General features: G+C 60.8%; 21 protein-coding genes. 9 read left to right on the top strand and 12 right to left on the bottom strand.

All coding sequences use genetic code 11. The features are described from left to right. The first annotated feature begins 2 nt into the window (after nt 1–2). Nucleotides 3–275, top strand: a complete 273-nt coding sequence (locus Q8X48_RS15445) for an HPr family phosphocarrier protein (protein WP_015093494.1) — start codon at nt 3–5, stop codon at nt 273–275. 66 nt (nt 276–341) lie between these two features. Here the strand turns inward: Q8X48_RS15445 and pmbA are convergent, their stop codons facing one another. After that, on the bottom strand, nt 342–1,688 hold the full coding sequence (gene pmbA, locus Q8X48_RS15440; protein ID WP_126049274.1) for a metalloprotease PmbA: 1,347 nt from the start codon (nt 1,686–1,688) through the stop codon (nt 342–344). Nucleotides 1,689–1,796: 108 nt separating this feature from the next. Here pmbA and yjgA point away from each other — a divergent pair, with 108 nt between their 5' ends. After that, complete coding sequence (gene yjgA, locus Q8X48_RS15435; RefSeq protein WP_007970253.1) at nt 1,797–2,321, top strand: ribosome biogenesis factor YjgA; 525 nt, start codon at nt 1,797–1,799, stop codon at nt 2,319–2,321. A 103-nt stretch (nt 2,322–2,424) separates the two neighbouring features. On the opposite strand, the gene tldD is transcribed toward yjgA, so the two are convergent. The 8 genes from tldD to mreB all read right to left on the bottom strand — a co-directional run bounded on the left by tldD (nt 2,425) and on the right by mreB (nt 13,764). Next, a complete protein-coding gene (tldD, locus tag Q8X48_RS15430) occupies nt 2,425–3,867 on the bottom strand; it encodes a metalloprotease TldD (RefSeq protein WP_015093492.1) in 1,443 nt (480 codons plus the stop codon). 12 nt (nt 3,868–3,879) lie between these two features. Next, nucleotides 3,880–4,734, bottom strand: coding sequence for a carbon-nitrogen hydrolase family protein (locus tag Q8X48_RS15425; protein WP_407800861.1), 855 nt, complete (start codon nt 4,732–4,734; stop codon nt 3,880–3,882). Between the two features lie 198 nt (nt 4,735–4,932). Beyond that, the gene (locus tag Q8X48_RS15420) at nt 4,933–8,736 is read right to left on the bottom strand and encodes a YhdP family protein (protein WP_407800860.1); all 3,804 of its coding nucleotides are present in this window, start codon (nt 8,734–8,736) and stop codon (nt 4,933–4,935) included. A gap of 75 nt (nt 8,737–8,811) precedes the next feature. Further along, nucleotides 8,812–10,269: a ribonuclease G gene (rng, locus tag Q8X48_RS15415; protein ID WP_007970246.1), complete on the bottom strand. Its 1,458-nt coding sequence runs from the start codon at nt 10,267–10,269 to the stop codon at nt 8,812–8,814. A 57-nt stretch (nt 10,270–10,326) separates the two neighbouring features. Continuing rightward, nucleotides 10,327–10,923, bottom strand: coding sequence for a Maf family protein (locus tag Q8X48_RS15410; RefSeq protein WP_126049268.1), 597 nt, complete (start codon nt 10,921–10,923; stop codon nt 10,327–10,329). A gap of 32 nt (nt 10,924–10,955) precedes the next feature. After that, nucleotides 10,956–11,447, bottom strand: coding sequence for a rod shape-determining protein MreD (gene mreD, locus Q8X48_RS15405; RefSeq protein WP_407800859.1), 492 nt, complete (start codon nt 11,445–11,447; stop codon nt 10,956–10,958). Further along, nucleotides 11,447–12,583, bottom strand: a complete 1,137-nt coding sequence (gene mreC, locus Q8X48_RS15400; RefSeq protein ID WP_407800892.1) for a rod shape-determining protein MreC — start codon at nt 12,581–12,583, stop codon at nt 11,447–11,449. Before mreC ends, mreD begins: the two co-directional genes overlap by 1 nt. Nucleotides 12,584–12,726: 143 nt before the next feature. Further along, on the bottom strand, nt 12,727–13,764 hold the full coding sequence (gene mreB, locus Q8X48_RS15395; RefSeq protein WP_002555108.1) for a rod shape-determining protein MreB: 1,038 nt from the start codon (nt 13,762–13,764) through the stop codon (nt 12,727–12,729). Between the two features lie 211 nt (nt 13,765–13,975). Between mreB and gatC the strand changes: the two genes are divergently transcribed. The 7 genes from gatC (at nt 13,976) to Q8X48_RS15360 (ending at nt 20,948) form a co-directional block, all read left to right on the top strand. Then, a complete protein-coding gene (gene gatC / locus Q8X48_RS15390; protein ID WP_007976465.1) occupies nt 13,976–14,263 on the top strand; it encodes an Asp-tRNA(Asn)/Glu-tRNA(Gln) amidotransferase subunit GatC in 288 nt (95 codons plus the stop codon). A 16-nt stretch (nt 14,264–14,279) separates the two neighbouring features. Next, entirely contained in the window at nt 14,280–15,731 is a 1,452-nt protein-coding gene (gatA, locus tag Q8X48_RS15385) for an Asp-tRNA(Asn)/Glu-tRNA(Gln) amidotransferase subunit GatA (RefSeq protein WP_007976467.1), read from the top strand. A gap of 10 nt (nt 15,732–15,741) precedes the next feature. Then, a complete protein-coding gene (gatB, locus tag Q8X48_RS15380) occupies nt 15,742–17,187 on the top strand; it encodes an Asp-tRNA(Asn)/Glu-tRNA(Gln) amidotransferase subunit GatB (RefSeq protein ID WP_407800858.1) in 1,446 nt (481 codons plus the stop codon). 221 nt (nt 17,188–17,408) lie between these two features. Then, on the top strand, nt 17,409–17,783 hold the full coding sequence (locus Q8X48_RS15375; protein WP_407800857.1) for a septal ring lytic transglycosylase RlpA family protein: 375 nt from the start codon (nt 17,409–17,411) through the stop codon (nt 17,781–17,783). A 50-nt stretch (nt 17,784–17,833) separates the two neighbouring features. Continuing rightward, nucleotides 17,834–18,895, top strand: coding sequence for a calcium/sodium antiporter (locus tag Q8X48_RS15370; RefSeq protein ID WP_102674665.1), 1,062 nt, complete (start codon nt 17,834–17,836; stop codon nt 18,893–18,895). Then, on the top strand, nt 18,892–19,272 hold the full coding sequence (locus tag Q8X48_RS15365) for a carboxymuconolactone decarboxylase family protein (protein ID WP_007976475.1): 381 nt from the start codon (nt 18,892–18,894) through the stop codon (nt 19,270–19,272). The genes Q8X48_RS15370 and Q8X48_RS15365 overlap by 4 nt, the downstream gene beginning before the upstream one ends. 194 nt (nt 19,273–19,466) lie before the next feature. Continuing rightward, the gene (locus Q8X48_RS15360) at nt 19,467–20,948 is read left to right on the top strand and encodes a PhoPQ-activated pathogenicity-related family protein (RefSeq protein ID WP_407800856.1); all 1,482 of its coding nucleotides are present in this window, start codon (nt 19,467–19,469) and stop codon (nt 20,946–20,948) included. On the opposite strand, the gene Q8X48_RS15355 is transcribed toward Q8X48_RS15360, so the two are convergent. The 3 genes from Q8X48_RS15355 to Q8X48_RS15345 all read right to left on the bottom strand — a co-directional run bounded on the left by Q8X48_RS15355 (nt 20,945) and on the right by Q8X48_RS15345 (nt 24,984). Continuing rightward, the gene (locus tag Q8X48_RS15355) at nt 20,945–21,886 is read right to left on the bottom strand and encodes an AEC family transporter (RefSeq protein WP_095965910.1); all 942 of its coding nucleotides are present in this window, start codon (nt 21,884–21,886) and stop codon (nt 20,945–20,947) included. The two genes, Q8X48_RS15360 and Q8X48_RS15355, sit on opposite strands and share 4 nt — an antisense overlap. A gap of 159 nt (nt 21,887–22,045) precedes the next feature. Continuing rightward, on the bottom strand, nt 22,046–23,599 hold the full coding sequence (garD, locus tag Q8X48_RS15350; protein WP_407800855.1) for a galactarate dehydratase: 1,554 nt from the start codon (nt 23,597–23,599) through the stop codon (nt 22,046–22,048). Nucleotides 23,600–23,610: 11 nt separating this feature from the next. Then, nucleotides 23,611–24,984 (bottom strand): MFS transporter, encoded by a 1,374-nt coding sequence (locus Q8X48_RS15345; RefSeq protein WP_407800854.1) that lies wholly within the window; start codon nt 24,982–24,984, stop codon nt 23,611–23,613. Between the last annotated feature and the right edge of the window lie 97 nt (nt 24,985–25,081).

Below are 25,081 nucleotides of genomic sequence, written 5' to 3'. Positions count from 1 at the left end.
CGATGCCTGCTCTGGAAATCGAAATCATCAATAAACTGGGCCTGCACGCCCGCGCTTCTGCAAAATTCGTTGGGGTCGCGGGTCAGTTCCCGTGCCAGATCCGGGCCGGTCGCACACCAGAGTCCATGGTCGATGGCAAAAGCATCATGGCGATGATGATGCTGGCCGCTGGCAAGGGCACCACGATCCACTTGAGCACAGAAGGCGAGCGGGAACAGGAAGCCCTGGATGCGCTGGTCGCGTTGATCAACAACTTCTTCGACGAAGGCGAATAAAGATCTTTTGACTTAAAAAAAGCGCGCCACCCGATGGGTGGCGCGCTTTTTGTGTAACGGGGAGGCTTAGCTGCCTGCCACCGTCATCCGCTCGATCAGCACCGAGCCTGTACGAATGTTGCTACGCAACTCAAGATCATTACCCACGGCGACGATCTGTTTGAACATGTCGCGCATGTTGCCCGCAATGGTCACTTCCTGGACCGCGAACTGGATTTCGCCGTTCTCGACCCAGAAACCCGCCGCGCCGCGGGAATAGTCACCGGTCACCATGTTCAAGCCCTGCCCCATCAGTTCAGTCACCAACAGCCCGCGCCCCATGCGCCGCAGCAAGGCCGCCTGATCTTCATCGCCATGGGTGACGAACAGGTTGTGCACGCCGCCGGCATTGGCGGTGCTCGGCATGCCGAGCTTGCGGCCGGAGTAGGTGCCGAGGATGTACGACACCAACTCACCCTTTTCGACGAACGGTTTGGCGTAGGTTGCCAGACCATCACCATCGAACGCCGCGCTGCCCATGGCACGCATCAAGTGTGGGCGCTCGTCGATGGTCAGCCACTCCGGAAACAGCTTCTGCCCCAGCGTGCCCTCAAGGAACGACGACTTGCGATACAGGCTGCCGCCGGAAATCGCCGACAGGAAACTGCCGAACAGGCCACCCGCCAATTCTGCGGAAAACAGCACCGGAACCTCACAGGTCGGCACCGGGCGCGCGCCCAGGCGGCTCGCCGCCCGTTGCGCGGCACGCTGGCCGATGCTCACCGGATCGGCCAGCAAGTTGCCCTGACGGTTCACGTCGTACCAGTAATCACGCTGCATCTGGCCGTCCGCTTCGGCAATCATCACGCAACTGAGGCTGTGGCGAGTCGACGCATAACCACCGATAAACCCGTGACTGTTGCCATAAACGCGGCAGCCCTGATGGGTGCTGAGGGTGGTACCGTCGGCGTTCTTGATCCGGCTGTCGGCGGCAAACGCTGCGGCTTCACAGGCCAGGGCCTGCTCAATGGCTTGCTCCGGCGTGATGTCCCACTGGTGAAACAGGTCGAAATCCTGAAGATCCCGCGCCATCAACGCGGCATCCGCCAGGCCCGAGGCTTCGTCTTCCGAGGTGTGTTTGGCGATAGCCAGAGCAGCGGCCACCGTTTCGCGAATCGCTTCCGGACCGCTGGCCGACGTGCTGGCCGAGCCCTTGCGCTGGCCTACGTACAGGGTGATGCCAAAACCCTGGTCGCGGTTGAATTCGACCGTTTCGACTTCACGCTGGCGCACCGACGTCGAAAGGCCCTGCTCCAGGGAGACGGCCACTTCACAGGCGCTGGCCCCCTGGCGCCTGGCTTCAGCGATGATCTGCTCGACCTGTTCCTGCAGTGCCGGCAATGCTTGTGGGCCGACGCTTTCAACTGCACTCATGCTGTTCTCCACTCAAATTCTGCTTTCGGTAACGGTCATCGAGCGACCGGGCCGGACAAGCGGCCCCCGACTGGTTATCATGGCGGCGTTTCTTTGCGGACTGCCACCATGGTTGATTCTTACGACGACTCCCTCGATACGGGAGAAAAAAGCAAATCCCAGGTCAAACGCGAGCTGCATGCTCTGGTTGACCTCGGCGAGCGCCTTACAACGCTCAAGCCTGACTTGCTCAACAAACTGCCATTGACCGACGGATTGCGCCGGGCCCTGGCCGATGCGCCCAAGCACACCGCGAACATCGCGCGCAAACGGCACCTTCAGTTCATCGGCAAACTGATGCGCGATCAGGACACTGACGCGATTCTGGTTCTGCTCGATCAACTCGATGCCTCCACCCGTCAATACAACGAACGCTTCCATAACCTGGAACGCTGGCGCGATCGTCTGATTGCCGGTGACGACGCCGTACTGGAAAAATTCGTCGTCGAATATCCCGACGCGGATCGCCAGCAACTGCGCTCCCTGATCCGTCAGGCCCAGCATGAGGTTGCGCAAAACAAGCCTCCTGCTTCCAGCCGTAAAATCTTCAAGTACATCCGTGAGCTGGACGAGACTCAACGCGGACTGCGTTAAGTCATCGAGTCCTCTGTAGGAGCTGCCGCAGGCTGCGATCTTTTGATCTTGAAAAAGCAAAGATCGCAGCCTTCGGCAGCTCCTGCAAAGGCGGTGTATCTCCTTACGACCCCGTGCCACCCACGGTGATCGCATCAATCTTCAGCGTTGGCTGGCCGACACCCACCGGCACCGACTGCCCATCCTTGCCACATGTGCCCACGCCGCTGTCCAGCGACAGATCATTTCCGACCATCGACACCTTGCTCATGGCTTCCGGCCCGTTGCCGATCAGGGTCGCGCCCTTGACCGGAGCAGTAATCTTGCCGTCCTCGATCAGGTACGCCTCGCTGGTGGAGAACACGAACTTGCCGCTGGTGATGTCCACCTGACCGCCGCCGAGGTTGGCGCAATATATGCCGCGTTTCACCGAGGCGATGATTTCTTGCGGATCGCTTTCACCGGCGAGCATGTAGGTGTTGGTCATGCGCGGCATCGGCAGGTGCGCGTAAGACTCGCGACGACCGTTGCCGGTGCGGGCCACACCCATCAAGCGGGCGTTGAGCTTGTCCTGCATGTAGCCCTTGAGTACGCCGTTTTCGATCAGCGTGGTGCACTCTGTCGGCGTACCCTCGTCATCGACGCTCAACGAACCGCGACGACCGGCCAGGGTGCCGTCATCGACGATGGTACATAGCTTGGAGGCAACCATTTCGCCCATGCGCCCGCTATAAGCCGAACTGCCCTTGCGGTTGAAGTCGCCTTCCAGACCATGACCGACGGCTTCGTGCAGTAGCACGCCCGACCAGCCGGAGCCGAGTACCACCGGCAAGGTACCGGCAGGAGCCGGAATGGCTTCAAGGTTGACCAGCGCCTGGCGCAACGCTTCACGGGCATAGCCCATGGCGCGGTCTTCAGCGAGGAAATAACGGTAATCGGTCCGACCGCCGCCGCCATGACCGCCGCGCTCGCGGCGACCGTTCTGCTCGACGATCACGCTGACGTTGAAACGCACCAGCGGACGTACATCCGCCGCCAGGCCACCGTCGGTGGACGCCACCAGAATCCGCTCCCAGACACCGGCCATGCTCACGGTGACCTGCTGGATACGTGGGTCAAGTGCCCGGGTCGCGGCGTCGACGCGCTTGAGCAAATCGACCTTTTCGGCACGGGTCAGCACTTCCAGGGGGTTGTCCGGCGCATACAGCTGCGCGACATCCTGACTGGTGAATGCCTGCACCGTACCGTGCTGCCCGGCCCGGGAAATCGAACGGGCGGCACGCGCCGCCGCGCCCAGGGCTTCAAGGGTGATGGCATTGCTGTAGGCAAAACCGGTTTTCTCACCCGATTGCGCACGCACACCGACACCTTGGTCAAGGTTGAAGCTGCCTTCCTTGACGATGCCGTCTTCCAGCGCCCAGGATTCGGAGATCTGCCCCTGGAAATACAGGTCGGCGGCATCGATGCCCGGCCCGGCCAGATCGCCGAGCACGCCTTGCAGGCTCTCGATCGTGACGCCACCGGGCGCCAGCAGGTGTTCACTGACTGAGGACAACAACTCGCTCATATGCTTTACGCCTTAAATTCGTGTTTCTGATGCAGGCCGCTGGGCGCCCTGCGAGAAAAAGCGCCGGTGACTGGACACCGGCATCCGCGCCCGGATGGACGCCTGTTCGCTGCTGTCGCGTTCGGCCAGCAGCACGGCCTCGCCTTGATCCTGTTGTGCCAGCACACGCCCCCACGGGTCGACGATGGCGGCATGCCCGAAGGTTTCCCGCGGCCCCGGATGCGTGCCGCCCTGGGCAGCCGCGAGCACATAACATTGGGTCTCGATGGCCCGCGCACGAATCAGCACATCCCAATGCGCCGCGCCGGTCACCGCCGTGAAGGCCGAGGGCGCGGTAATCAGTTCCGCGCCGGCAGCGCGCAGTTCGCTGTACAGTTCGGGAAAGCGCAGGTCATAGCAGACCGTCAGGCCGACCCGGCCAACCGGTGTGTCCGCCACGACCATACCGCTGCCATAAGCATAGTCATCGGACTCACGGTAACGACCACGATTGTCCGCCACGTCCACGTCAAACAGGTGCAGCTTGTCGTAGCGCGCCACCGTTTCGCCATGTTCATCGATCAGCAACGAACAGGCGTGCGCCTTCGCCGTCGGCTGATCCACCGGCGGTAACGGCAACGTGCCGGCCACTATCCATAACTTGAGGTCACGTGCGGTCTGTTTCAACCAGGGCAGGATCGGGCCTTCGCCCAGCGCTTCGGCGCGCCCGATGTCGGCAACGTCGCGCCGGCCCATGGCGGCGAAATTTTCCGGCAATACCGCGAGTTTCGCGCCGCCGGCAGCCGCTTGTTCGAGCAGTCGACGGGCCTGGGCCAGATTGGCCAGCACATCGCTCTGGCTGACCATTTGAATCACCGCTACAGACATGGCCTTTTCCTTATTGAAATCAACACAGACCTTGTAGGAGCGAGCTTGCTCGCGATGGACGTGAACGATGACGCAGGTTGTCTGAAAAAACGCGTCGCATTCAAACTCATCGTCGGAACGCCGCCCGGAGCAAGCTCGCTCCTACAGGGGGGCGAGCCGCAATGGTCATGCTACTCCATAGGCCCGAAGGATGGTTTTTCAAAAAGCCTTGTCGAAGGTGATTTTCGGTTCTTTCCACGGCCCTTTGACGCTGTACTTCACACTGGCGAAACGGGAGACCCGGTCACCGATCAGCTTGTCGATCAGGAACAGTGCCCCGCCGACCGCCGGCGCACCGACGATCAGCGCGGCAATGGGCAGGTTATTGGTCACCGGCAAGGTCACCATCAGTTTCGCATCGATCTGATCGGCCACCATGTTCAGCGTGCCATCAAGTTCGATGGTGCTCGATGGGCCAGTCAGCTGGATCGGTTGACGGGTGACATACACACCATTCGTCCCGACCAGCAGCCCCTTGACCCGGTCATAACTCAGGCCTTTGCCGAACAGGTCGGAGAAGTCCAGACGCAGGCGTCGGCCGATGGAGTTGAAGTTGAGCAAACCAAAAACCCGCAGCGCCTGGGCACTGCCTTCGACTTCGACGAACTGGCCCTGATTGAGTGTCGCATCGAGCGAACCGGAGAAACGCTTGGTCGCCACCCACGCCGGCGAACCGGGCCACCGGCCATCGACATCCATATAAAAGTCCCGGCTGGTGACGCTCGGCGCAAAGCCCCAGCCCTTGAGCACATCGGCCAGGTTCTTGCCGCTGATGCGGCCCTTGTACCAGCTGTTGCTGGCGCCGGGTACGCCTTCCCAGCCACCACTGCCCACCAGCAGCATGCCCTTGAGCCCCAGATCCAGCGAGTTGAACACAATGCCCCTGGGCGTCGGGCGAACCTTCAGCGACCAGATACCGACCAGATCCTGGCCCTGGAATAACTGATTGATCGTGATGTCCATCGCGGGGATTTTCGTCGGGTCGACCGACGCCAGCGGATCCGGCGAGTTTTCATCGGCCAGTACGGTCGGATCCGGTGCCGGCAGGCGCACGGTTTGCAGATTGATCGCGATTGGCGTGGCCTTCGAGTCGGGCAGGTTGGCGCTGCCCTTGATCTGCTCGCTGTCGAGTTGCAGCGCCCAGGCGGAAGGTTTGCGCGCCAGCTGGATCGAAGCCTGATCAAGCGTGGTGCCGATACCGCTGAGCTTGCCCACCTTGAAATCCGCACCGCTGAGCAATTGCTTGGCGCTGCCGCCGGGGTCCTGCCCGGCGTATTTATCCACCAGATCCTTCCACGGTCCTACGTCCAGCTCGGACAACACGCCCCGTACCCGCAGGCCTTTGGTACCCGGCAACACGGCCTCGCCGCCGCCGAGGAACAAGTCCCCGCGACCCTCGGCGAAATTGCTGGCCGGGGCCGCAAACGTGAAACTCGCCAGATCCCCGTAGTTGACCCAATAGCGCCGCTCGTCGCCCTGCAACGTCATGCGAAACGTCGTGTCGCGCCCGGCATCGGCGGCCATGCCGAAGGGCGCAGGCAAATCGACCGCCACGCCCTTGAGGTTGGAGTTGACCAGCAATTGGCTGTCGGGGCCATCGAGGGTCAGTTGCAGGTGATAAGGGATCACGCCGCTCACCGGCAGAGGCTGGGTCACCTTCAGCCAGTCGGTCAGTTTCTTGACCTCGACCTGGCCCGACGCGGCCACCCGGGTATTGAGCTTACCCGGGCTGCCATCGGCAAAAATCTGTGCAGTGACCGGCTTGTCAAATGCCCGGGCGCTGATGTTATGCCCGCTCAGGCCTTTGGCGCTGTCGAAACGGAAGTCACCTTTGAGCTGGGTCAGCTCCAGCACCGGTTCGGCGAGTTTCAAGCGCGCCTTGGCGGTCTTGAAGTCGACGAGGATCTTCGGTTCCTCGCCTTTTGCCAGCGGAATATCCAGCTTCAACTTGCCTGTCAACTCACCCTCGCCTTCCCAGCCGGCAAAGGTCGCCCCGGTGCCTATCGGCGCTTCCTGAAGGATTTTCAGGCCATCGCCCAAACCACCGGCAAATCCGCCATCGAGGAACAAATGAACGTTCTGCCCGGCAGGCGCATGGGGAATGTTGACGTAAATATCGCTGACCTGGGTGTCGAGCAACTGGCCTTTGCTGGCCAGGATCCGCACGCCACTGTCTTCGACAAACACATCGCCGCTGACCTTGCTGACATGGGGCCAGCCCGGCTGGAAGGCCAGCTCGGCATCGTGAACCTTGAAGTACAGGCTGATGCTGCGATCGACGTCTGCGGCACCGTGGCTGAGCGACCCTTGATACTGGAAGAAGCCTTGATCCACCGCACCCTTGAGAATCGCCGTGCGCAGCCATTCATCCAGCGCCGGGCTGAGTACTGCCGGCAGGTACTTGGCGGTGTAGCGACCGTCGCCGTCCACCAGGCCAACCCGCAGGTCCATGTAGTCTTCCTGGGTGTCATCGAAATGCAGGCGAATCAGGAAGTCACCGGCAATCTTGCCCTCCTCGCCCAGCACCTTCAGATACGGCGCAATCAGAGTGAAACCTTCTTTGTCGAGTTTCCAGGTCAGCTGCGCATTGGCCTGAATGTACTGCCATGGCTTGGCGAAAATCGGGTCCAGGTGCAGCATGAAATCCTTGCTGTCCATACGCAGTTCGCCATGCCCCAGGTCACCGCTGATGCTGCCGCTGACATTTCGCGCCGCCGGTGCACCGTGATAGGCATCGAAGCCCACCTGGTCGAGGTTGGCGGCAAAGCTGAACTTGCTGTCGTCGGTGGCATTGGGTCGCACGTCGATCAATACATTGCGCAGTCCGCCCTTCACCTTGAGCCGCTCGACAACGGTGGCAAAGCCTTTCGGAAACGGCGCCAGGGCATTTAGCAGCGGTGTGAGCGGGGTCAGGTCGACCCGGTCGGCCTGTAGATGCCAGAGTTCTTCGGTCTTGTCGGTGGCAGCGCTTTGCTTGAGCTGCAAACGCGTTTCCCAGCGGACGTCGCCGAAGTTCATTGCCAGGGAATCCAGGGTCACCTGCATGCCTTCGGCACTGCGCAGGAAGTAAGCATTGAGCGCCAGGTTGTTGATCTGGATCGGCTTGCGCTCGGCGTAGGCGCCCTTGAGTTGTGGCGCGTTCAAGCGCACTGCCGCGCTTTGCAAGACGCCTTTGCCCCAGGTCAGCCACAGCTCGCCGCCGGCCTTGATCTCGGAGAAATTCCATTGCTGGCTGACGCGCTCGGGAAGCCACTTCGACCAGTCGCTTTGCGGCAGGCTCAGGTAGAACTCGGCTTCACCGTCCTGCCATTGGCTGGCTCGAATGCGGGTACGCAGGCTCATGGCCACAGGCTGGCCGTCGGGCAGGGTCAGGCGGGCGTCGAGCCGCTGCCGTGACGCACCGGTTTTCAGATTCAGGCCGACATAGGTCAGGGTCAGCGGCGACTGTGCAAACGGCTGCAAGGTCACCTGGCTGTCGAGTACCGACAGTTGCTGGATCATCTGCATGCGATCGAGCAACTGTTGCGGATCGATCGGTTGATCCTGTTGCACCGGCAAACCTTCGAGCGCCCATTGACCGTCGTCGCCCTCCTTGACGCTGATCTTCAGGCCGCTGAGTTCCAGATGAGCAATGCGTACTTCACGTGCCAGCAGACTGGCCCAAAGGTCCGGCACCGCGCGCACCTGATCCAGGTGCAGGGCATTGGCGCCTTCGCCGACGGTCACGTCGTGCGCCATCAATATGGGCGCGAATCCACGCCAATTGCCTTCCAGTTCGCCGATTTGCAGCGGCATGCCCAAGGCATCGCTGGCTTTGGTTTCGATTTCGGCACGGTACTCGGCGACTAGCGGAGTCAGCTCCCGGCCAAGGCTGACGTAGAGTGCCATCAACACCAAAACCAACGCGCACAGGCCCAGACCCCAGCGGGTCAGTGCGGCCAAAATGCGTGTCAGACGGTCCATGTCAGATGGCCCCCATGGCAAAAGTCTTGCAAAAAGCTGAGGCCAGCCATTCTCGAAAAATCACAACGAAACGCTTCAGAGCAGCACCACGTCGTATTGTTCCTGGGAATACATGGTTTCGACCTGGAATCGGATAGTGCGCCCGATAAACCCTTCCAGCTCGGCGACGTTGCCTGACTCTTCGTCGAGCAGGCGGTCGACAACTTTCTGGTTGGCCAATACACGATAGCCCTCCGCCTGATAGGCGCGAGCCTCACGCAGGATTTCACGAAAGATTTCGTAGCACACGGTTTCCGGCGTCTTGAGCTTGCCGCGGCCCTGACAGGCGTTGCACGGCTCGCACAAGACTTGCTCAAGGCTTTCGCGGGTGCGCTTGCGGGTCATCTGCACCAGGCCCAACTCGGTGATACCGATGATGTTGGTCTTGGCGTGATCGCGCTCCAGTTGCTTCTCGAGCGTGCGCAGCACCTGACGCTGGTGCTCTTCATCTTCCATGTCGATGAAGTCGATGATGATGATCCCGCCGAGGTTGCGCAGGCGCAATTGACGGGCGATGGCCGTCGCGGCTTCGAGGTTGGTCTTGAAGATGGTTTCTTCGAGGTTGCGATGGCCGACGAACGCCCCGGTATTGACGTCGATGGTGCTCATGGCTTCCGCCGGATCAACCACCAGATATCCGCCGGACTTGAGCGGGACCTTGCGTTCAAGGGCCTTCTGGATTTCGTCTTCGACGCCATACAGGTCGAAAATCGGCCGCTCGCCCGGGTAATGCTCCAGACGGTCGGCAATCTCCGGCATCAATTCGGCGACGAATTGCGTGGTCTTCTGGAAAGTTTCCCGGGAGTCGATGCGGATCTTCTCGATTTTCGGGCTGACCAGGTCACGCAGGGTGCGCAGCGCCAGACCGAGGTCTTCATAGATCACGCTGGGCGCGCTGATGGTTTTGATCTGGGCGCTGATCTGATCCCAGAGCCTTCGCAGGTAGCGGATGTCCATGAGGATTTCATCGGCGCCGGCGCCTTCGGCTGCCGTACGCAGGATGAAACCGCCGGCCTCCTTGATACCTTCTTTGGCCACGCAATCGGTGACCACTTGCTTGAGGCGTTCGCGCTCGGCTTCATCTTCGATCTTCAGGGAAATCCCGACATGGGCCGTGCGCGGCATGTACACCAGGTAGCGCGAAGGGATCGAAAGCTGGGTGGTCAGGCGTGCGCCTTTGGAACCGATCGGGTCCTTGGTCACTTGCACCACCAGGCTCTGGCCTTCGTGCACCAGTGCGCTGATGCTCTCGACCGCAGGGCCTTCGCGCAGGGAAATTTCCGACGCATGAATGAACGCCGCACGGTCCAGGCCGATATCGACGAATGCCGCCTGCATCCCCGGCAATACCCGCACGACTTTGCCTTTATAGATGTTGCCGACGATCCCGCGCTTTTGCGTACGCTCGACGTGGACCTCTTGCAGGACACCGTTTTCGACCACCGCCACGCGCGACTCCATCGGCGTGATGTTGATCAGGATCTCTTCACTCATGGCAGGGTCTCGTTCAGGCATGTTCACGATAATGGCCGCATCTGTTCAGAACGTTGCTTAGTGTGCGTTCCGGGTTTGCCAACAGGGTATGCCGAAATGGCCGAGCAGTTCCGCGGTTTCGCAAAGCGGCAGTCCAACCACCGCTGAATAACTTCCATTGAGCCCGGCGACAAACACCGCACCCAGTCCTTGAATGCCATAACCGCCCGCCTTGTCCTGTGGTTCTCCGCTGGCCCAGTAGGCCACGGCTTCATCGCGACTGATATCCCGAAAACGCACGCGACTGGTGACAACCCGGGATTCGCAACGCTCGCCATCAAGTACCGCAATCGCGGTCAGGACTTCATGCTCACACCCTGACAACATCATCAGCATGGCGCAGGCATCCGCTTGATCAACCGGTTTGCCGAGAATTTTTCCATCAAGCACCACGGCGGTGTCGGCACCGAGCACGCAGAACGGCTCGTCAGACACTACGCTGCCACGCCCGGCCTCGGCCTTGCCGCGCGCCAGACGCTCGACATAGGCCGACGGGGATTCTTGATCTATAGGAGTTTCATCGATGTCCGCACTGACGGCGGAGAACGGAACGCCGATCTGCGTGAGCAATTCACGCCGGCGTGGCGAGCCAGAGGCGAGGTACAACCGTTTCATCAAGACCTCTCCCTGTCTAATGCCTGAGCGAATTAATTGATTTTGTAGCGTCGACGCAATCCGCGCAAACCGAAACTGATCCAGGGCCAGAGCAATGCACTGACCAGTGCCGGCAGCACCAGCGCCAGCGTCGGCTGACGATTGCCGGTCAAGGCACTCAGCCAGAGTTGTACCAGCTGGGCGAGGCCGAAGATCACCAGGATCACCAGACTCTGCTGCCACATCGGGAACATCCGCAAGCGTTGTTGCAGCGCCAGCACCAGATAGGTGATGAGCGTCAGGATCAAGGCGTTCTGACCCAGCAAGGTACCGTAGAGCACGTCTTCAGCCAGCCCCAGACAGAACGCCGTCACCATCCCGACGGTCTGCGGCAGGTTCAGCGCCCAGAATGCCAGCAACAAGGCCAGCCACAGCGGGCGCAGTATTTCCATGAATTGCGGCAGAGGTGAAACGCTTAGCAGCAGACCGACGGCGAACGTCAGCCAGACTATCCAGCCGTTTCGGGATGCTTTTATACCGCCCATTATTCTCTCCCCACTGGAGTGGCCGGCGCGGAGACTGGCGGTTTGGCGGCAGGCTTCGCGGCAGCGGGTTGCGCCGTCGGCGGTTTAGCCGCCGCAGGATGCGTGGCCGCAGGCTTGGCTGGCGTGGTGGTTGGCTTGGCGGGGGCAGTCGCTGCAGGCGCCGCCGTGGCAGGTATCGCCGGTGCAGCGGCCGGTGCGGCGGGGACCGCGGGGCTGACCACTTTCGGAACCGTCGTCGGAATGGTCGGCCCACCGCCCTGTGCATCCAGGCTTTCCTGGGCCTGGGCAGCAGCGTTGACGCGCTCTTCGGCAGTCCGGTTGTCGCTGAATACCAGCAGCAGGTAGCGGCTGCGGTTCAAGGCGGCGGTTGGAACGGCTCGGACAATGGCAAACGGCTGGCCGGAATCGTGAATCACTTCCTTGACCGTCGCCACCGGGTACCCGGCCGGAAAACGTTGGCCGAGACCGGAGCTGACCAGCAAGTCGCCTTCCTTGATGTCGGCGGTATCGGCCACATGCCGCAACTCGAGGCGCTCCGGGTTGCCGGTGCCACTGGCGATCGCCCGCAAACCGTTACGGTTCACCTGCACCGGAATGCTGTGGGTGGTGTCGGTCAGCAGCAGGACGCGGGAGGTGTAGGGCATCAACTCGACCACCTGGCCCATCAGGCCACGGGCATCGAGTACCGGTTGACCGAGGACCACACCGTCGCGCTCACCTTTATTGATGATGATGCGATGGGTGAAGGGGTTGGGGTCCATGCCGATCAACTCGGCCACTTCGACCTTCTCGTTGACCAGTGCCGAAGAGTTGAGCAACTCACGCAGCCGAACGTTCTGCTCGGTCAGGGCGGCAAGCTTCTGCATGCGCCCCTGCAACAGCAGGTTCTCGGTCTTGAGTTTCTCGTTTTCGGCGACGAGTTCGGTCCGGCTGCCAAACTGACTGGCAACGCCGTCCCAGAGTCGTCCGGGCAGGTCGGTGATCCAGTAGGCGTCCATCAGCACCAGCGACATCTGGCTACGTGCAGGCTTGAGCAGACTGAAACGGGCATCGACCACCATCAGCGCGACCGATAGCACGACCAGCACCAACAGGCGCACGCCCAATGAAGGGCCCTTGGTGAAAAGCGGTTTAATAAGCCGCTCCTCCCAGGCAAATGTTCTGTTTATTCATACGGCAGCAATCCGGCCTGGATGCAGACTGACAGAAGATAAACGCGAACAGGCAGCACTGCAAAGTGCCGCCTGCGCGCTCAACAGCATAGAAGCGATCCGGCGACTTATTCGCTGGAAAGCAGGTCCATGGTGTGTTTATCCATCATTTCCAATGCACGGCCACCGCCGCGAGCAACGCAGGTCAGCGGGTCTTCGGCAACGATCACCGGCAGACCGGTTTCCTGGGCCAGCAACTTGTCCAGGTCACGCAGCAAGGCGCCACCACCGGTCAGTACCAGGCCGCGCTCGGCGATGTCGGAAGCCAGTTCCGGAGGCGATTGCTCCAGGGCGCTTTTCACGGCCTGAACGATGGTTGCCAGGGACTCTTGCAGAGCTTCCAGCACTTCGTTGGAGTTCAGGGTGAATGCGCGTGGAACGCCTTCGGCCAGGTTACGGCCACGAACGTCGACTTCGCGAACTTCGCCGCCCGGGTAGGCCGTGCCGATTTCCTGCTTGATGCGCTCGGCGGTGGATTCACCGATCAGGCTGCCGTAGTTGCGACGCACATAGGTGATGATCGCTTCGTCGAAGCGGTCGCCGCCAACGCGGACGGATTCGGCGTAAACCACACCGTTCAGGGAGATCAGCGCGATTTCGGTGGTACCGCCACCGATATCCACGACCATCGAACCGCGGGCTTCTTCAACCGGCAGGCCGGCACCGATCGCAGCGGCCATTGGCTCTTCGATCAGGAACACTTCACGGGCACCGGCGCCAAGGGCCGATTCGCGGATGGCGCGACGCTCAACCTGGGTGGATTTGCATGGAACGCAGATCAACACACGCGGGCTAGGCTGCAGAAAGCTGTTTTCGTGAACCTTGTTGATAAAATACTGCAGCATTTTTTCGCACACGCTGAAGTCGGCGATCACGCCGTCCTTCATCGGACGAATGGCAGCAATGTTGCCCGGAGTACGGCCGAGCATGCGCTTGGCTTCGGTGCCTACAGCAACGACACTTTTCTGGTTACCGTGTGTCCGAATGGCCACAACGGAGGGCTCATTCAGGACGATACCGCGCTCGCGCACGTAAATAAGGGTGTTGGCAGTGCCCAGGTCAATGGAAAGATCGCTGGAAAACATGCCACGCAGTTTCTTGAACATGGGAAAGGGACCCTAGGCAACGCGTGGGTAAAAAAGTGCGGCAAACTCTAACAACGACAGGGATTTTGGGCAAGGCGCCAATATGTTAAATTGGACGCTTTTCTGTGCACCAAGCCCCACAATCGCGGCCTTATGACCGTAGAAGTGCGGTAGTGTTCCGACAATCTAACACACGGACGCGGTCCGTTTTGTTTTCCACTGGAGAATCCCAATGGCGCTAGAACGCTCCGACGTGGAAAAAATCGCTCATCTGGCCTGTCTGGGCCTCAATGATGCCGATCTTCCACACATCACTTCGGCCCTCAACAGCATTCTCGGGCTGGTCGACGAAATGCAGGCGGTCAATACCGACGGTATCGAACCGCTGGCCCACCCGCTGGAAGCAAGCCAGCGCCTGCGCGCGGACGTCGTGACCGAGACCAATAACCGCGAGGCCTACCAGTCCATCGCACCAGCGGTCGAAAACGGCCTGTACCTGGTTCCGAAAGTCATCGACTAAAGGGAAAGAGCCTGCAATGCATCAATTGACTCTGGCCGAGATCGCCCGCGGACTCGCCGATAAAAAGTTTTCCTCCGAAGAGCTGACCAAAGTCCTGCTGGCGCGCATCGCCCAGCTCGATCCACAGCTCAACAGTTTCATCAGCCTCACCGAAGACCTGGCGCTGACGCAGGCGAAAGCCGCTGACGCCCGCCGGGCCAATGGTGAGAGCGGCGCCCTGCTCGGCGCGCCGATCGCCCACAAAGACCTGTTCTGCACCCAGGGCATTCGCACCAGTTGCGGCTCGAAGATGCTCGACAACTTTAAAGCACCGTACGACGCCACTGTCGTCGCCAAGCTGGCTGCCGCCGGGGCCGTGACCCTGGGCAAGACCAACATGGACGAATTCGCCATGGGTTCGGCCAACGAGTCGAGCTACTACGGCGCGGTGAAGAACCCGTGGAACCTGGAACACGTGCCGGGCGGTTCGTCCGGTGGTTCGGCGGCGGCGGTGGCCGCTCGTCTGTTGCCGGCAGCCACCGGCACCGACACCGGTGGTTCGATCCGCCAGCCGGCGGCCCTGACCAACCTCACCGGCCTGAAACCGACGTACGGTCGCGTTTCGCGCTGGGGCATGATCGCCTACGCCTCCAGTCTCGATCAGGGCGGACCGTTGGCGCGCACGGCCGAAGACTGCGCGATTTTGTTGCAAGGTATGGCCGGCTTCGATCCGAACGACTCCACCAGCATCGATGAACCCGTGCCGGACTACAGCGCCAGCCTCAACGGCTCGCTGCAAGGCCTGCGCATCGGTGTACCGAAGGAATACTTCAGCGCCGGTCTCGACCCGCGCATTGCCGAACTGATCCACAACAGCATCAAGGAGCTGGAAAAGCTCGGCGCCGTGATCAAGGAAATCAGCCTGCCGAACATGCAGCACGCGATTCCTGCGTACTACGTAATCGCCCCGGCGGAAGCCTCTTCCAACCTGTCGCGTTTCGACGGCGTACGTTTCGGCTATCGCTGCGAAGACCCGAAAAACCTGGAAGACCTGTACAAGCGCTCCCGTGGCGAAGGCTTCGGCGCGGAAGTGCAGCGCCGGATCATGGTCGGTGCCTACGCGCTGTCCGCCGGTTACTACGATGCCTACTACCTCAAGGCGCAGAAGATCCGTCGCCTGATCAAGAACGACTTCATGGCCGCCTTTAATGAGGTCGACATCATCCTCGGCCCAACCACGCCGAACCCGGCCTGGAAGCTCGGCGCCAAGAACAGCGACCCGGTCGCTGCGTACCTGGAAGACGTCTACACCATCACCGCCAACCTCGCCGGCCTGCCGGGCCTGTCGATGCCGGCCGGTTTTGTCGACGGTCTGCCGGTTGGCGTGCAACTGCTCGCCCCGTATTTCCAGGAAGGTCGCCTGTTGAACGTTGCCCACCAGTATCAGCTCAACACTGACTGGCACACCCGCACCCCAACCGGCTTCTGAGGAGACACACATGCAATGGGAAGTCGTGATCGGGCTGGAGATTCACACCCAGCTCACCACCCGGTCGAAAATCTTTTCCGGTAGTTCCACCACGTTCGGTTCCGAGCCGAACACCCAGGCCAGCCTGGTAGACCTGGGCATGCCCGGCGTGTTGCCGGTGCTGAACCAGGAAGCGGTGCGCATGGCGGTGATGTTCGGTCTGGCGATTGACGCCGAGATCGGCCAGCACAACGTGTTCGCCCGTAAAAACTACTTCTACCCGGACCTGCCCAAGGGCTACCAGATCAGCCAGATGGAGTTGCCGATCGTCGGCAAGGGCCACCTGGACATCGCCCTGGAAGACGGCACGGTCAAACGTGTCGGCATCACCCGCGCGCACCTGGAAGAAGACGCCGGCAAGAGCCTGCACGAAGAATTCAGCGGCGCCAGCGGCATCGACCTGAACCGTGCCGGCACGCCGTTGCTGGAAATCGTTTCCGAACCGGACATGCGCAGCGCCAAGGAAGCCGTGGCTTACGTCAAGGCGATCCACGCGCTGGTGCGCTACCTGGGCATCTGTGACGGCAACATGGCCGAAGGCTCGTTGCGTTGCGACTGCAACGTATCGATCCGTCCGAAAGGCCAGGTCGAGTTCGGCACCCGCTGCGAGATCAAGAACGTCAACTCGTTCCGCTTCATCGAAAAAGCGATCAACAGCGAAATCCAGCGTCAGATCGAGCTGATCGAAGACGGCGGCAAGGTGATCCAGCAGACCCGCCTGTACGACCCGAACAAGGACGAAACCCGTCCGATGCGCAGCAAAGAGGAAGCCAACGACTACCGTTACTTCCCTGATCCGGACCTGCTGCCAGTCGTGATCGAAAACACCTTCCTCGACGACGTGCGCGCCACCCTGCCGGAATTGCCGCCGCAGAAGCGCGAGCGCTTCCAGGCGCAGTTCGGCCTGTCGGCGTACGACGCCAACGTGCTGGCCACCAGCCGCGAGCAGGCGAACTACTTCGAGAAGGTCGCAAGCATCAGCGGCGACGCCAAACTGGCGGCGAACTGGGTGATGGTCGAGTTGGGCAGCCTGCTCAACAAGCAAGGCCTGGACATCGAACAGTCACCGGTTTGCGCCGAGCTTCTGGGCGGTATGCTGCTGCGCATCAAGGACAACACCATCTCCGGCAAAATCGCCAAGGTAGTGTTTGAAGCGATGGCGAACGGCGAAGGCAGCGCGGACGAGATCATCGACAAGCGCGGCCTCAAGCAAGTGACCGACACTGGCGCGATCTCGGCGGTGCTGGACGAAATGCTCGCGGCCAACGCCGAGCAGGTCGAACAATATCGCGCGGCAGACGAAGCCAAGCGCGGCAAGATGTTCGGCTTCTTCGTCGGCCAGGCCATGAAAGCCTCCAAGGGCAAGGCCAACCCGCAGCAAGTGAACGAATTGCTCAAAAGCAAGCTCGAAGGCTGATAGAAATGGAGCCAGCATTCATTACTGGCTCCGTCCTTGTGGAAGCGAGGTTGTGGCGAGGGGGCTTGCCCCCGTTGGACTGCGCAGCAGTCCCAATACCTGAAAACGCGGTGTGTCAGATAGAACCCGAATTCAGATATTGGGGTCGCTTCGCAACCCAACGGGGGCAAGCCCCCTCGCCACACAAGCCCGCCCCCACATTTGATTCGGGAAACCTTCGAATGAAACATCTGCTTGGCGCCTGCGCCCTCCTCTCGCTCCTGGCCGGTTGCGCCAGCACCGACACCGTCGATCCGCATGGTTACGACAAAACCGGCGTGGCTTCGTACTACGGCGCCAAACACCAAGGCAAACGCACCGCCAACGGCGAGCGTTTCAACATGAATTCCATGACCGCCGCCCATCGCCAGCTACCCTTCGGTACACGGGTGAAGGTCACCAATCTGAATAACGACAAATCCTGCGTGGTGCGCATCAATGATCGCGGGCCGCACACCCGGGGCCGCCTGATCGACCTGTCCAAGGAAGCCGCCGAGCGCCTGGGCATGCTGCGCAGCGGCACCGCGCGGGTTCGCGTGCAAGCCCTCGACGACTGAGCGATGGAGCCCCGACCATTTTCGGACTAGCCGATTTACCCCTGATCAGCGTGATCGAATTGCTCAGCGGATTGCTCCTGCTGATTGTCGGCGCCGAATTGATGGTGCGCGCCGCCGTACGCATTGCCGCGAGGTTGCACATACGCCCGTTGATCATCGGCCTGACCATCGTCGCCCTCGGCAGCAGCGCACCGCAAATGGCGGTCAGCTTGCAGGCGACACTGGCGCACAATGCCGACATCGCCGTCGGCAGCGTGATCGGCAGCAGCATTTTCAACATCCTCGTCACCCTCGGGCTGTCCGCCCTGATCATTCCTTTGCGGGTTTCCCGGCAACTGGTGCGCCTGGATATTCCACTGATGATCGGTGCCAGCCTGCTGGTGTTCGTACTCGCCTGGAATGAAGAACTGACCCGTGTCGACGGCGTGATGCTGCTGACGGCACTGGCGATTTACCTGGGGTTGCTGCTGCGCCAGTCACGACACTCTGCACGCCCGGTATCGAGCCATGACCATCATGCGCAAGCGCCATGGCTGAGCAGCCTGCTGATGATCGTCGCCGGGCTGGCGATGCTGGTGTACGCCGGGCACTTGCTGTTGGGCGCCGCGGTTGCGGTCGCCACCGATCTTGGTTTGTCGGAGCGGATCATCGGCCTGACCATCGTCGCCGTCAGCACCTCACTGCCTGAGCTCGCCACTTCGTTGATCGCGGCGATGCGTGGCGAACGTGATATTGCCGTGGGCAACGTGATTGGCAGCAACCTGTTCAACCTCCTGGGCGTGCTCGGCTTTACTGCCCTGGTGGCGCCATCGCCACTGTCGGTGTCGCCCAATGCCCTGGATTTCGACCTGCCGGTGATGCTCGGCGTCGCGGCGCTGTGCCTGCCGGTGTTCTACTCCGGTTACCGGGTGACCCGCGCCGAAGGCCTGCTGTTTCTGGGTTTGTACCTGGCGTACGGGCTGCACGTGGTGTCGTTCACCACCGGCATGCCACTGGCCGGCAAGCTGGAACACCTGATGCTGTTTTTCGTCCTGCCGGCGCTGGTGGCGTTTTTGCTGTTCACGTCGCTACGCGCCTGGCATCGCCAACACCATAAGAAGGAAGTCCCATGACCGAGAATAAAAAAACCGGCGTTGAAGTTCGTCGCCAAGTAATGGGCGACGCCTTCGTCGACCGCGCACTGGGCAACGCCACCGAGTTCACCCAGCCGCTGCAGGACTTCGTCAATGAACACGCCTGGGGCGGCGTGTGGAATCGCGAAGGCCTGCCGCTGAAAACCCGTAGCCTGATCACCCTCGCCGCCCTGACCGCGCTCAAGTGCCCGCAGGAATTGAAAGGTCACGTGCGTGGGGCCTTGAACAACGGCTGCACCGTGGAGGAAATTCGCGAGGCGTTGCTGCATTGCGCGGTGTATGCCGGCGTGCCGGCGGCGATTGATGCGTTTCGCGCGGCGCAGGAAGTGATCGACAGCTATCAGAAGCCGGAGTGATCACCCCACTCGGCAACGCTTGTGGTTGAACGGTTCAACCACATATTTCGACAATAAAAGCCCCCCTGCCAAACCTGTTCCCGCACGCCTCTTTTCGACACACTGCGCCGACAAAAAACCCGACGGGGAACAGTCGGTGCAGCGTCGCTGTACTCAGGATCAGAACCTTTCCCCGTAACACAAGGAAGGTTCCCATGGGATTGAACGCCAGGTTCGCATTGTCAAAATTGATGTTATCCAGCCTGCTCGTCAGCAGTTCGATACACGCCTCACCCCAAGCGTGTTTCGACGCCAGCAACCAGGACTTCAGCGAAGTACTGGTTTGCTACAAGAAAGCCGAAGACGCCAATCCACTGGTTTACTCCGTCAAGGGCAACACGCCATTTCCTGGTGTGGAGAAGCGCAGTTTCGAGCTGTCTTCCCAGCAATGGTCACCACAAGAACTGGTTAGCCCCATCCAGTGGAAACACACTGTGGACATCTATATTCCGGACAATGCCCTGCACGGCCAGTCGCTGCTGGTGGCCAACAACGGAACCCCCAATGCCGGGCCAGACAACGCCGACGAACCGACGGACTTTACCGAAGCCATGGCCCTTGAAGTGGCGCGTAGAACACGCACTATTGTCATTTCAGTCAGCAACATCCCGAACCAGTACCTGACCTATGCCGATGACGGCATCGCGCGCACGGAAGATGCCAGCGTCGCCCACAGCTGGAAACTCTTTCTCGAAGATCCGCACCAGCGTCCGTACATGTCGGTGCGACTACCGATGGTGGTGTCGATGGTCAAGGCCATGGACCTCGCGCAAAGGGAACTGCAACCTTGGGGGATAGAGCGTTTCATCGCCAGCGGCGCATCAAAACGTGGCTGGACCACCTGGCTGGCAGCCATCGCCGATAACCGGATCACAGCCATCGTGCCATTTGTCATCGATGTGCTGGGCATGGATAACGTGCTTGAACACACCTATCAAAGCTACGGCAAGAACTGGCCACTGGCGTTCTTTGACTACCATCACGAGGGCATCACTCAACAGATCAAGACTGAAAACTTCGCCCGTTTGATGAAAATCGAAGATCCGCTGAAATACCTGAATACGGGCTATGCCGAACGTTTGGCGATACCGAAATACATCGTCAACGCCAGCAGCGACGATTTCTTCCTGCCAGATAATTCGCAGTTTTTCTTCGATCAGCTACCAGGCCCGAAAGCCCTGCGAGTCGCTCCCAATGCAAGCCACTACGGCATCAACCGGTTCGTCGAGAACTCGCTGATACCGGTCATCAATCGCTGGCAACAAGACAAGCCTCTGCCGACCATTTCAGTGCGGCCGGGTCCGGAACTGGCACCACAATCACTTGGGCTGCACTTTTCTGAGTCACCGGTGCGGGTGGTTCAATGGACCGCGGTAAACCCGATTGCCCGGGACTTTCGATATCCCTGCGGCGTCCGTTACGAACCCGAGGACGTCAGACTGACGGCTCTGCTCAATACGCAAGTATTCATCGACAAACCGGAAACAGGGTGGAAAGCGACGTTTATCGAAGCAACCTTTGCCGACGGCTTCGTCTCGACCACACCCGTGCAGGTGATACCCACGGACTATCCCATCCAGGCACCTCCAGTCATCGAACCTGCGTGCAGAACCATTGCTGAAGCAGCTCAGCGCTAGATCCACCCACCCCACTGCAACAAAAAGATCCCGACGTTGGTGGTGACCGCCGCCATCAGCGTGGTGATCACGATAATCGCCGCCGCCAGTTCATGATTGCCCTCGGCCGCCCGCGCCATCACAAAACTGGCAGCGGCGGTCGGGCTGCCGAAGTACAGAAACAGAATCCCCAGTTCCGCGCCGCGAAAACCCCACAACCACGCGCCCAGCGTCGCCAGCACCGGCAAGCCGATCATTTTCACCAGGCTTGAACTCAACGCCATGTTGCCGCTTTTGCGCAGCGCCGCCATGGACAGGGTGCCGCCGATGCAGATCAGCGCCAGTGGCAAGGTGGTTTGCGCCAGGTACTGGCCGGAGGTCTCCAGCCAGCCTGGCAAGCCGATCTTGAAATAGGCGAAAGGCGCCGCCGCCATCACGCTGAGTATCAGCGGATTGCTCAACACGCTTTTGCAGATGCTCCACGGATCGGACTTGATCACCGGGCTGTACACCGCCAGGACGATGGTCGACAGCGTGTTGTAAAACAGGATCACCAGCGCCGCGAGGATCGCCCCGAGGGAAATCCCGTAGTCGCCGTACATGCTGGCCGCCAGCGCCAGGCCGATCACCCCGTTGTTACCGCGAAAGGCGCCCTGGGTGTAGATCCCCCGATCTTCCCGCGGACACTTCCAGATCGCCCAACCCCAGGCGATGGCAAAGCCCACCAGGGTCGCGAGGGAGAAATAGATCAGCAGCGCCGGCTGCAACGCCGCGTGCAGGTCGGCATGCAGAATGCCCAGAAACAGCAGCGCCGGCATGGTGACGTTGAACACCAGGGCCGACGCCGTGTGGATGAAATTGTCGTTGATCCAGTCGATGCGCTTGAGCAGCACACCCAGAAACAGCATGGCAAATACCGGCGCGGTGATGTTCAGGGTTTCGAGGAAAATTGCCAGCATGCCGGAGAGGACCTTGGGGTGGGCGTCGTTAGGGGGCTAATGATAAGCCACCAAGTCCTTCGGTGTCTGGTCGACCGCCTTCGCGAGCAAGCCCGCTCCCACAGGTTCAGCGCAATCCTTGTGGGAGCGGGCTTGCTCGCGAAGAACGATAACGCGGTCTTACGTGATCGGCGCCGGGTTGAACAGGGTGATGTCGTTATGCAGCTTGTGCTGCTCCGCCCACGTCTGCTTCTTGCCGCTGGCCACGTCCAGATAGTAGTGGAACAGCTCCCAGCCCAGCTCTTCAATGGAAGCGCGGCCGGTGGCAATGCGCCCGGCGTCGATGTCGATCAGGTCCGGCCAGCGCTGCGCCAATTCAGTCCGGGTCGAGACCTTGACCACCGGTGCCATGGCCAGCCCATAAGGCGTACCGCGACCGGTGGTGAACACGTGCAGGTTCATCCCCGCCGCCAACTGCAACGTCCCGCAGACAAAGTCGCTGGCCGGCGTCGCGCAGAAGATCAAGCCTTTTTCCTTGAAGCGCTCGCCAGGGCCGAGCACGCCGGTGATCGCGCTGCTGCCGGATTTGACGATCGAACCAAGGGACTTCTCGACAATGTTCGACAGCCCGCCCTTCTTGTTCCCCGGCGTGGTGTTGGCGCTGCGATCCGCTTCACCCTTGGCCAGGTAACGGTCGTACCAGTCCATTTCCCGCACCAGCTCCTGAGCGACTTCCTTGGTCTGCGCGCGGGACGTCAGCAGGTAGATCGCGTCGCGCACTTCGGTGACTTCGGAGAACATCACCGTCGCACCCGCACGCAGCAACAGATCCGATGCGTAACCCAGCGCCGGGTTGGCGGTGATGCCGGAGAACGCATCACTGCCGCCACACTGCATGCCGAGAATCAGCTCGGACGCCGGCACGGTTTCCCGGCGACGTTGATCGAGCTTCTTCAAACGGATTTCGGCCAGTTCCATGATCTGCTCGATCATCTCGGTGAAGCCGTGGCTGGAGTCCTGCAAGCGGTACAGCCATGGCTCGCTCAAATCCACCGAACTGTCGTTCTCGTGCATCACCTGCCCGGCCTGCAATTTCTCGCAGCCCAGGCTGATCACCAGCGCTTCGCCGCCCAGGTTCGGGTTGCGCGCCAGGTTGCGCACCGTGCGAATCGGGATGTACGCGTCGGTGGCGGTGATCGCCACGCCACAGCCGTAGCTGTGGGTCAGGGCCACCACGTCATCGACGTGCGGATACTTGGGCAGCAACTCGGCCTTGATGCGCTTGACCGCATGATCCAGCACCCCTGTCACACATTGCACGGTGGTGGTGATGCCGAGGATGTTGCGCGTGCCGACGGTGCCGTCAGCGTTGCGATATCCCTCGAAGGTGAAGCCTTCCAGCGGCACTTGCGCGGCGGGCACGTCGGTGGACAGCGGCAGGCTGTCCAGCGGTGGCGCGGTCGGCATGCGCAATTGATCTTCCTTGACCCAGCTGCCGCGGGGAATCGGCTGCAAGGCGTAGCCAATGACCTGGCCGTAGCGAATCACCTGGCCACCCTCGGGAATGTCTTCCAGGGTGACCTTGTGGCTCTGTGGCACGAAGTCCACGGTCACCAGGCCGTCCGCAAATTCGGTACCGGCCGGTACGCCCTGATCGTTGACCACGATCACTACGTTATCCCGCTCGTGCAGGCGGATGTAGCGCGGCGAGTCGGAATGTTCAATCAACTGCATGACGCCGCTCCTCAGGAATGCGCTTGAGACAATTTGCCAGGGGCTTCAGTACCATTCGCGGGAGGCTCTTTGAGCACCACACGCTTGATGGGACCCACGATCACCAGGTAGCTGAACACCGCGACCAGCGCGTTGCAACCGACGAACACCAGCGCCCACTTGAACGAACCGGTGGAGCTGATGATGTAGCCGATGACGATTGGGGTAGTGATCGAAGCCAGGTTGCCGAAGGTATTGAACAGGCCACCGCTCAGACCGGCGATCTGCTTGGGCGAAGTATCGGACACCACGGCCCAGCCCAGTGCACCAACGCCTTTGCCGAAGAACGCCAGGGCCATGAAGCCGACGACCATCCACTCTACGTCCACGTAGTTGCACGCCACGATGCTGCTGGAAACCAGCAGGCCCGCAATGATCGGCGCCTTGCGGGCGAAGGTCAGGGAATGGCCTTTGCGCAACAGGTAATCGGAAATCACCCCGCCGAGCACACCACCGATGAAGCCACAGATCGCCGGCAAGGACGCGATGAAACCGGCCTTGAGGATGGTCATGCCGCGCTCCTGCACCAGGTACACCGGGAACCAGGTCAGGAAGAAGTAAGTGATGCCATTGATGCAGTACTGGCCCAGGTACACGCCGAGCATCATGCGGTTGGTCAGCAGTTGGCGGATGTAGTCCCACTTCGGACCGTCGGTCTTGTTGCCTTTGCCTTTGCCTTTGTCCTGGTCCATGTCGACCATGCCGCCGTTGTCGGCGATGTGCTTGAACTCGGCATCGTTGATCATCGGATGCTGGCGCGGGCTGTAGATCACCTTCAGCCAGATCCCGGAGAAGATGATGCCGATCACGCCCATGACGATGAACACATGCTGCCAGCCAAAGGCGTAGACAATCCAGCCCATCAGTGGAGCGAACAACACGGTGGCAAAGTATTGCGCCGAGTTGAAGATCGCCGAAGCGGTGCCGCGTTCAGCGGTCGGAAACCAGGCTGCGACGATGCGCGCGTTGCCGGGGAAGGATGGCGCTTCGGCCAGGCCGACCAGAAAGCGCAGCATGAACAGCGCAACCACGGCTGTGGACATGCCGAACTCGCCGACATAACCCTGCAGGACGGTGAACAGCGACCAGGTGAAGATGCTCAACGCGTAGATTTTTTTCGAACCGAAACGGTCCAGCAGCCAGCCGCCGGGGATTTGCCCGGCCACGTAGGCCCAACCGAATGCGGAGAAGATGTAGCCGAGGGTAACGGCGTCGATGCCCAGGTCTTTCTGCAGGCTGGAGCCGGCGATTGCGATGGTAGCCCGGTCGGCGTAGTTGATCGTGGTCACCAGAAACAGCATGAGCAGGATCAGATAGCGGACGTGAGTCGGCTTGGTCGATTGCATGTAGATGTACTCCCACTGATTATTTTTATGCGCGGGTGAATCTTTGTTTCCCCTGTAGGAGCGAGCTCTGCTCGCGATGGTGGTCAACGATGACGCG

It is taken from the genome of Pseudomonas sp. QLc11A (assembly GCF_052112305.1).
GTDB lineage: Bacteria > Pseudomonadota > Gammaproteobacteria > Pseudomonadales > Pseudomonadaceae > Aquipseudomonas > Aquipseudomonas laurylsulfatiphila.
The sequence above is the reverse complement of the archived record's forward strand: the minus strand, read 5'-3'. Positions and strand labels throughout refer to the sequence as shown.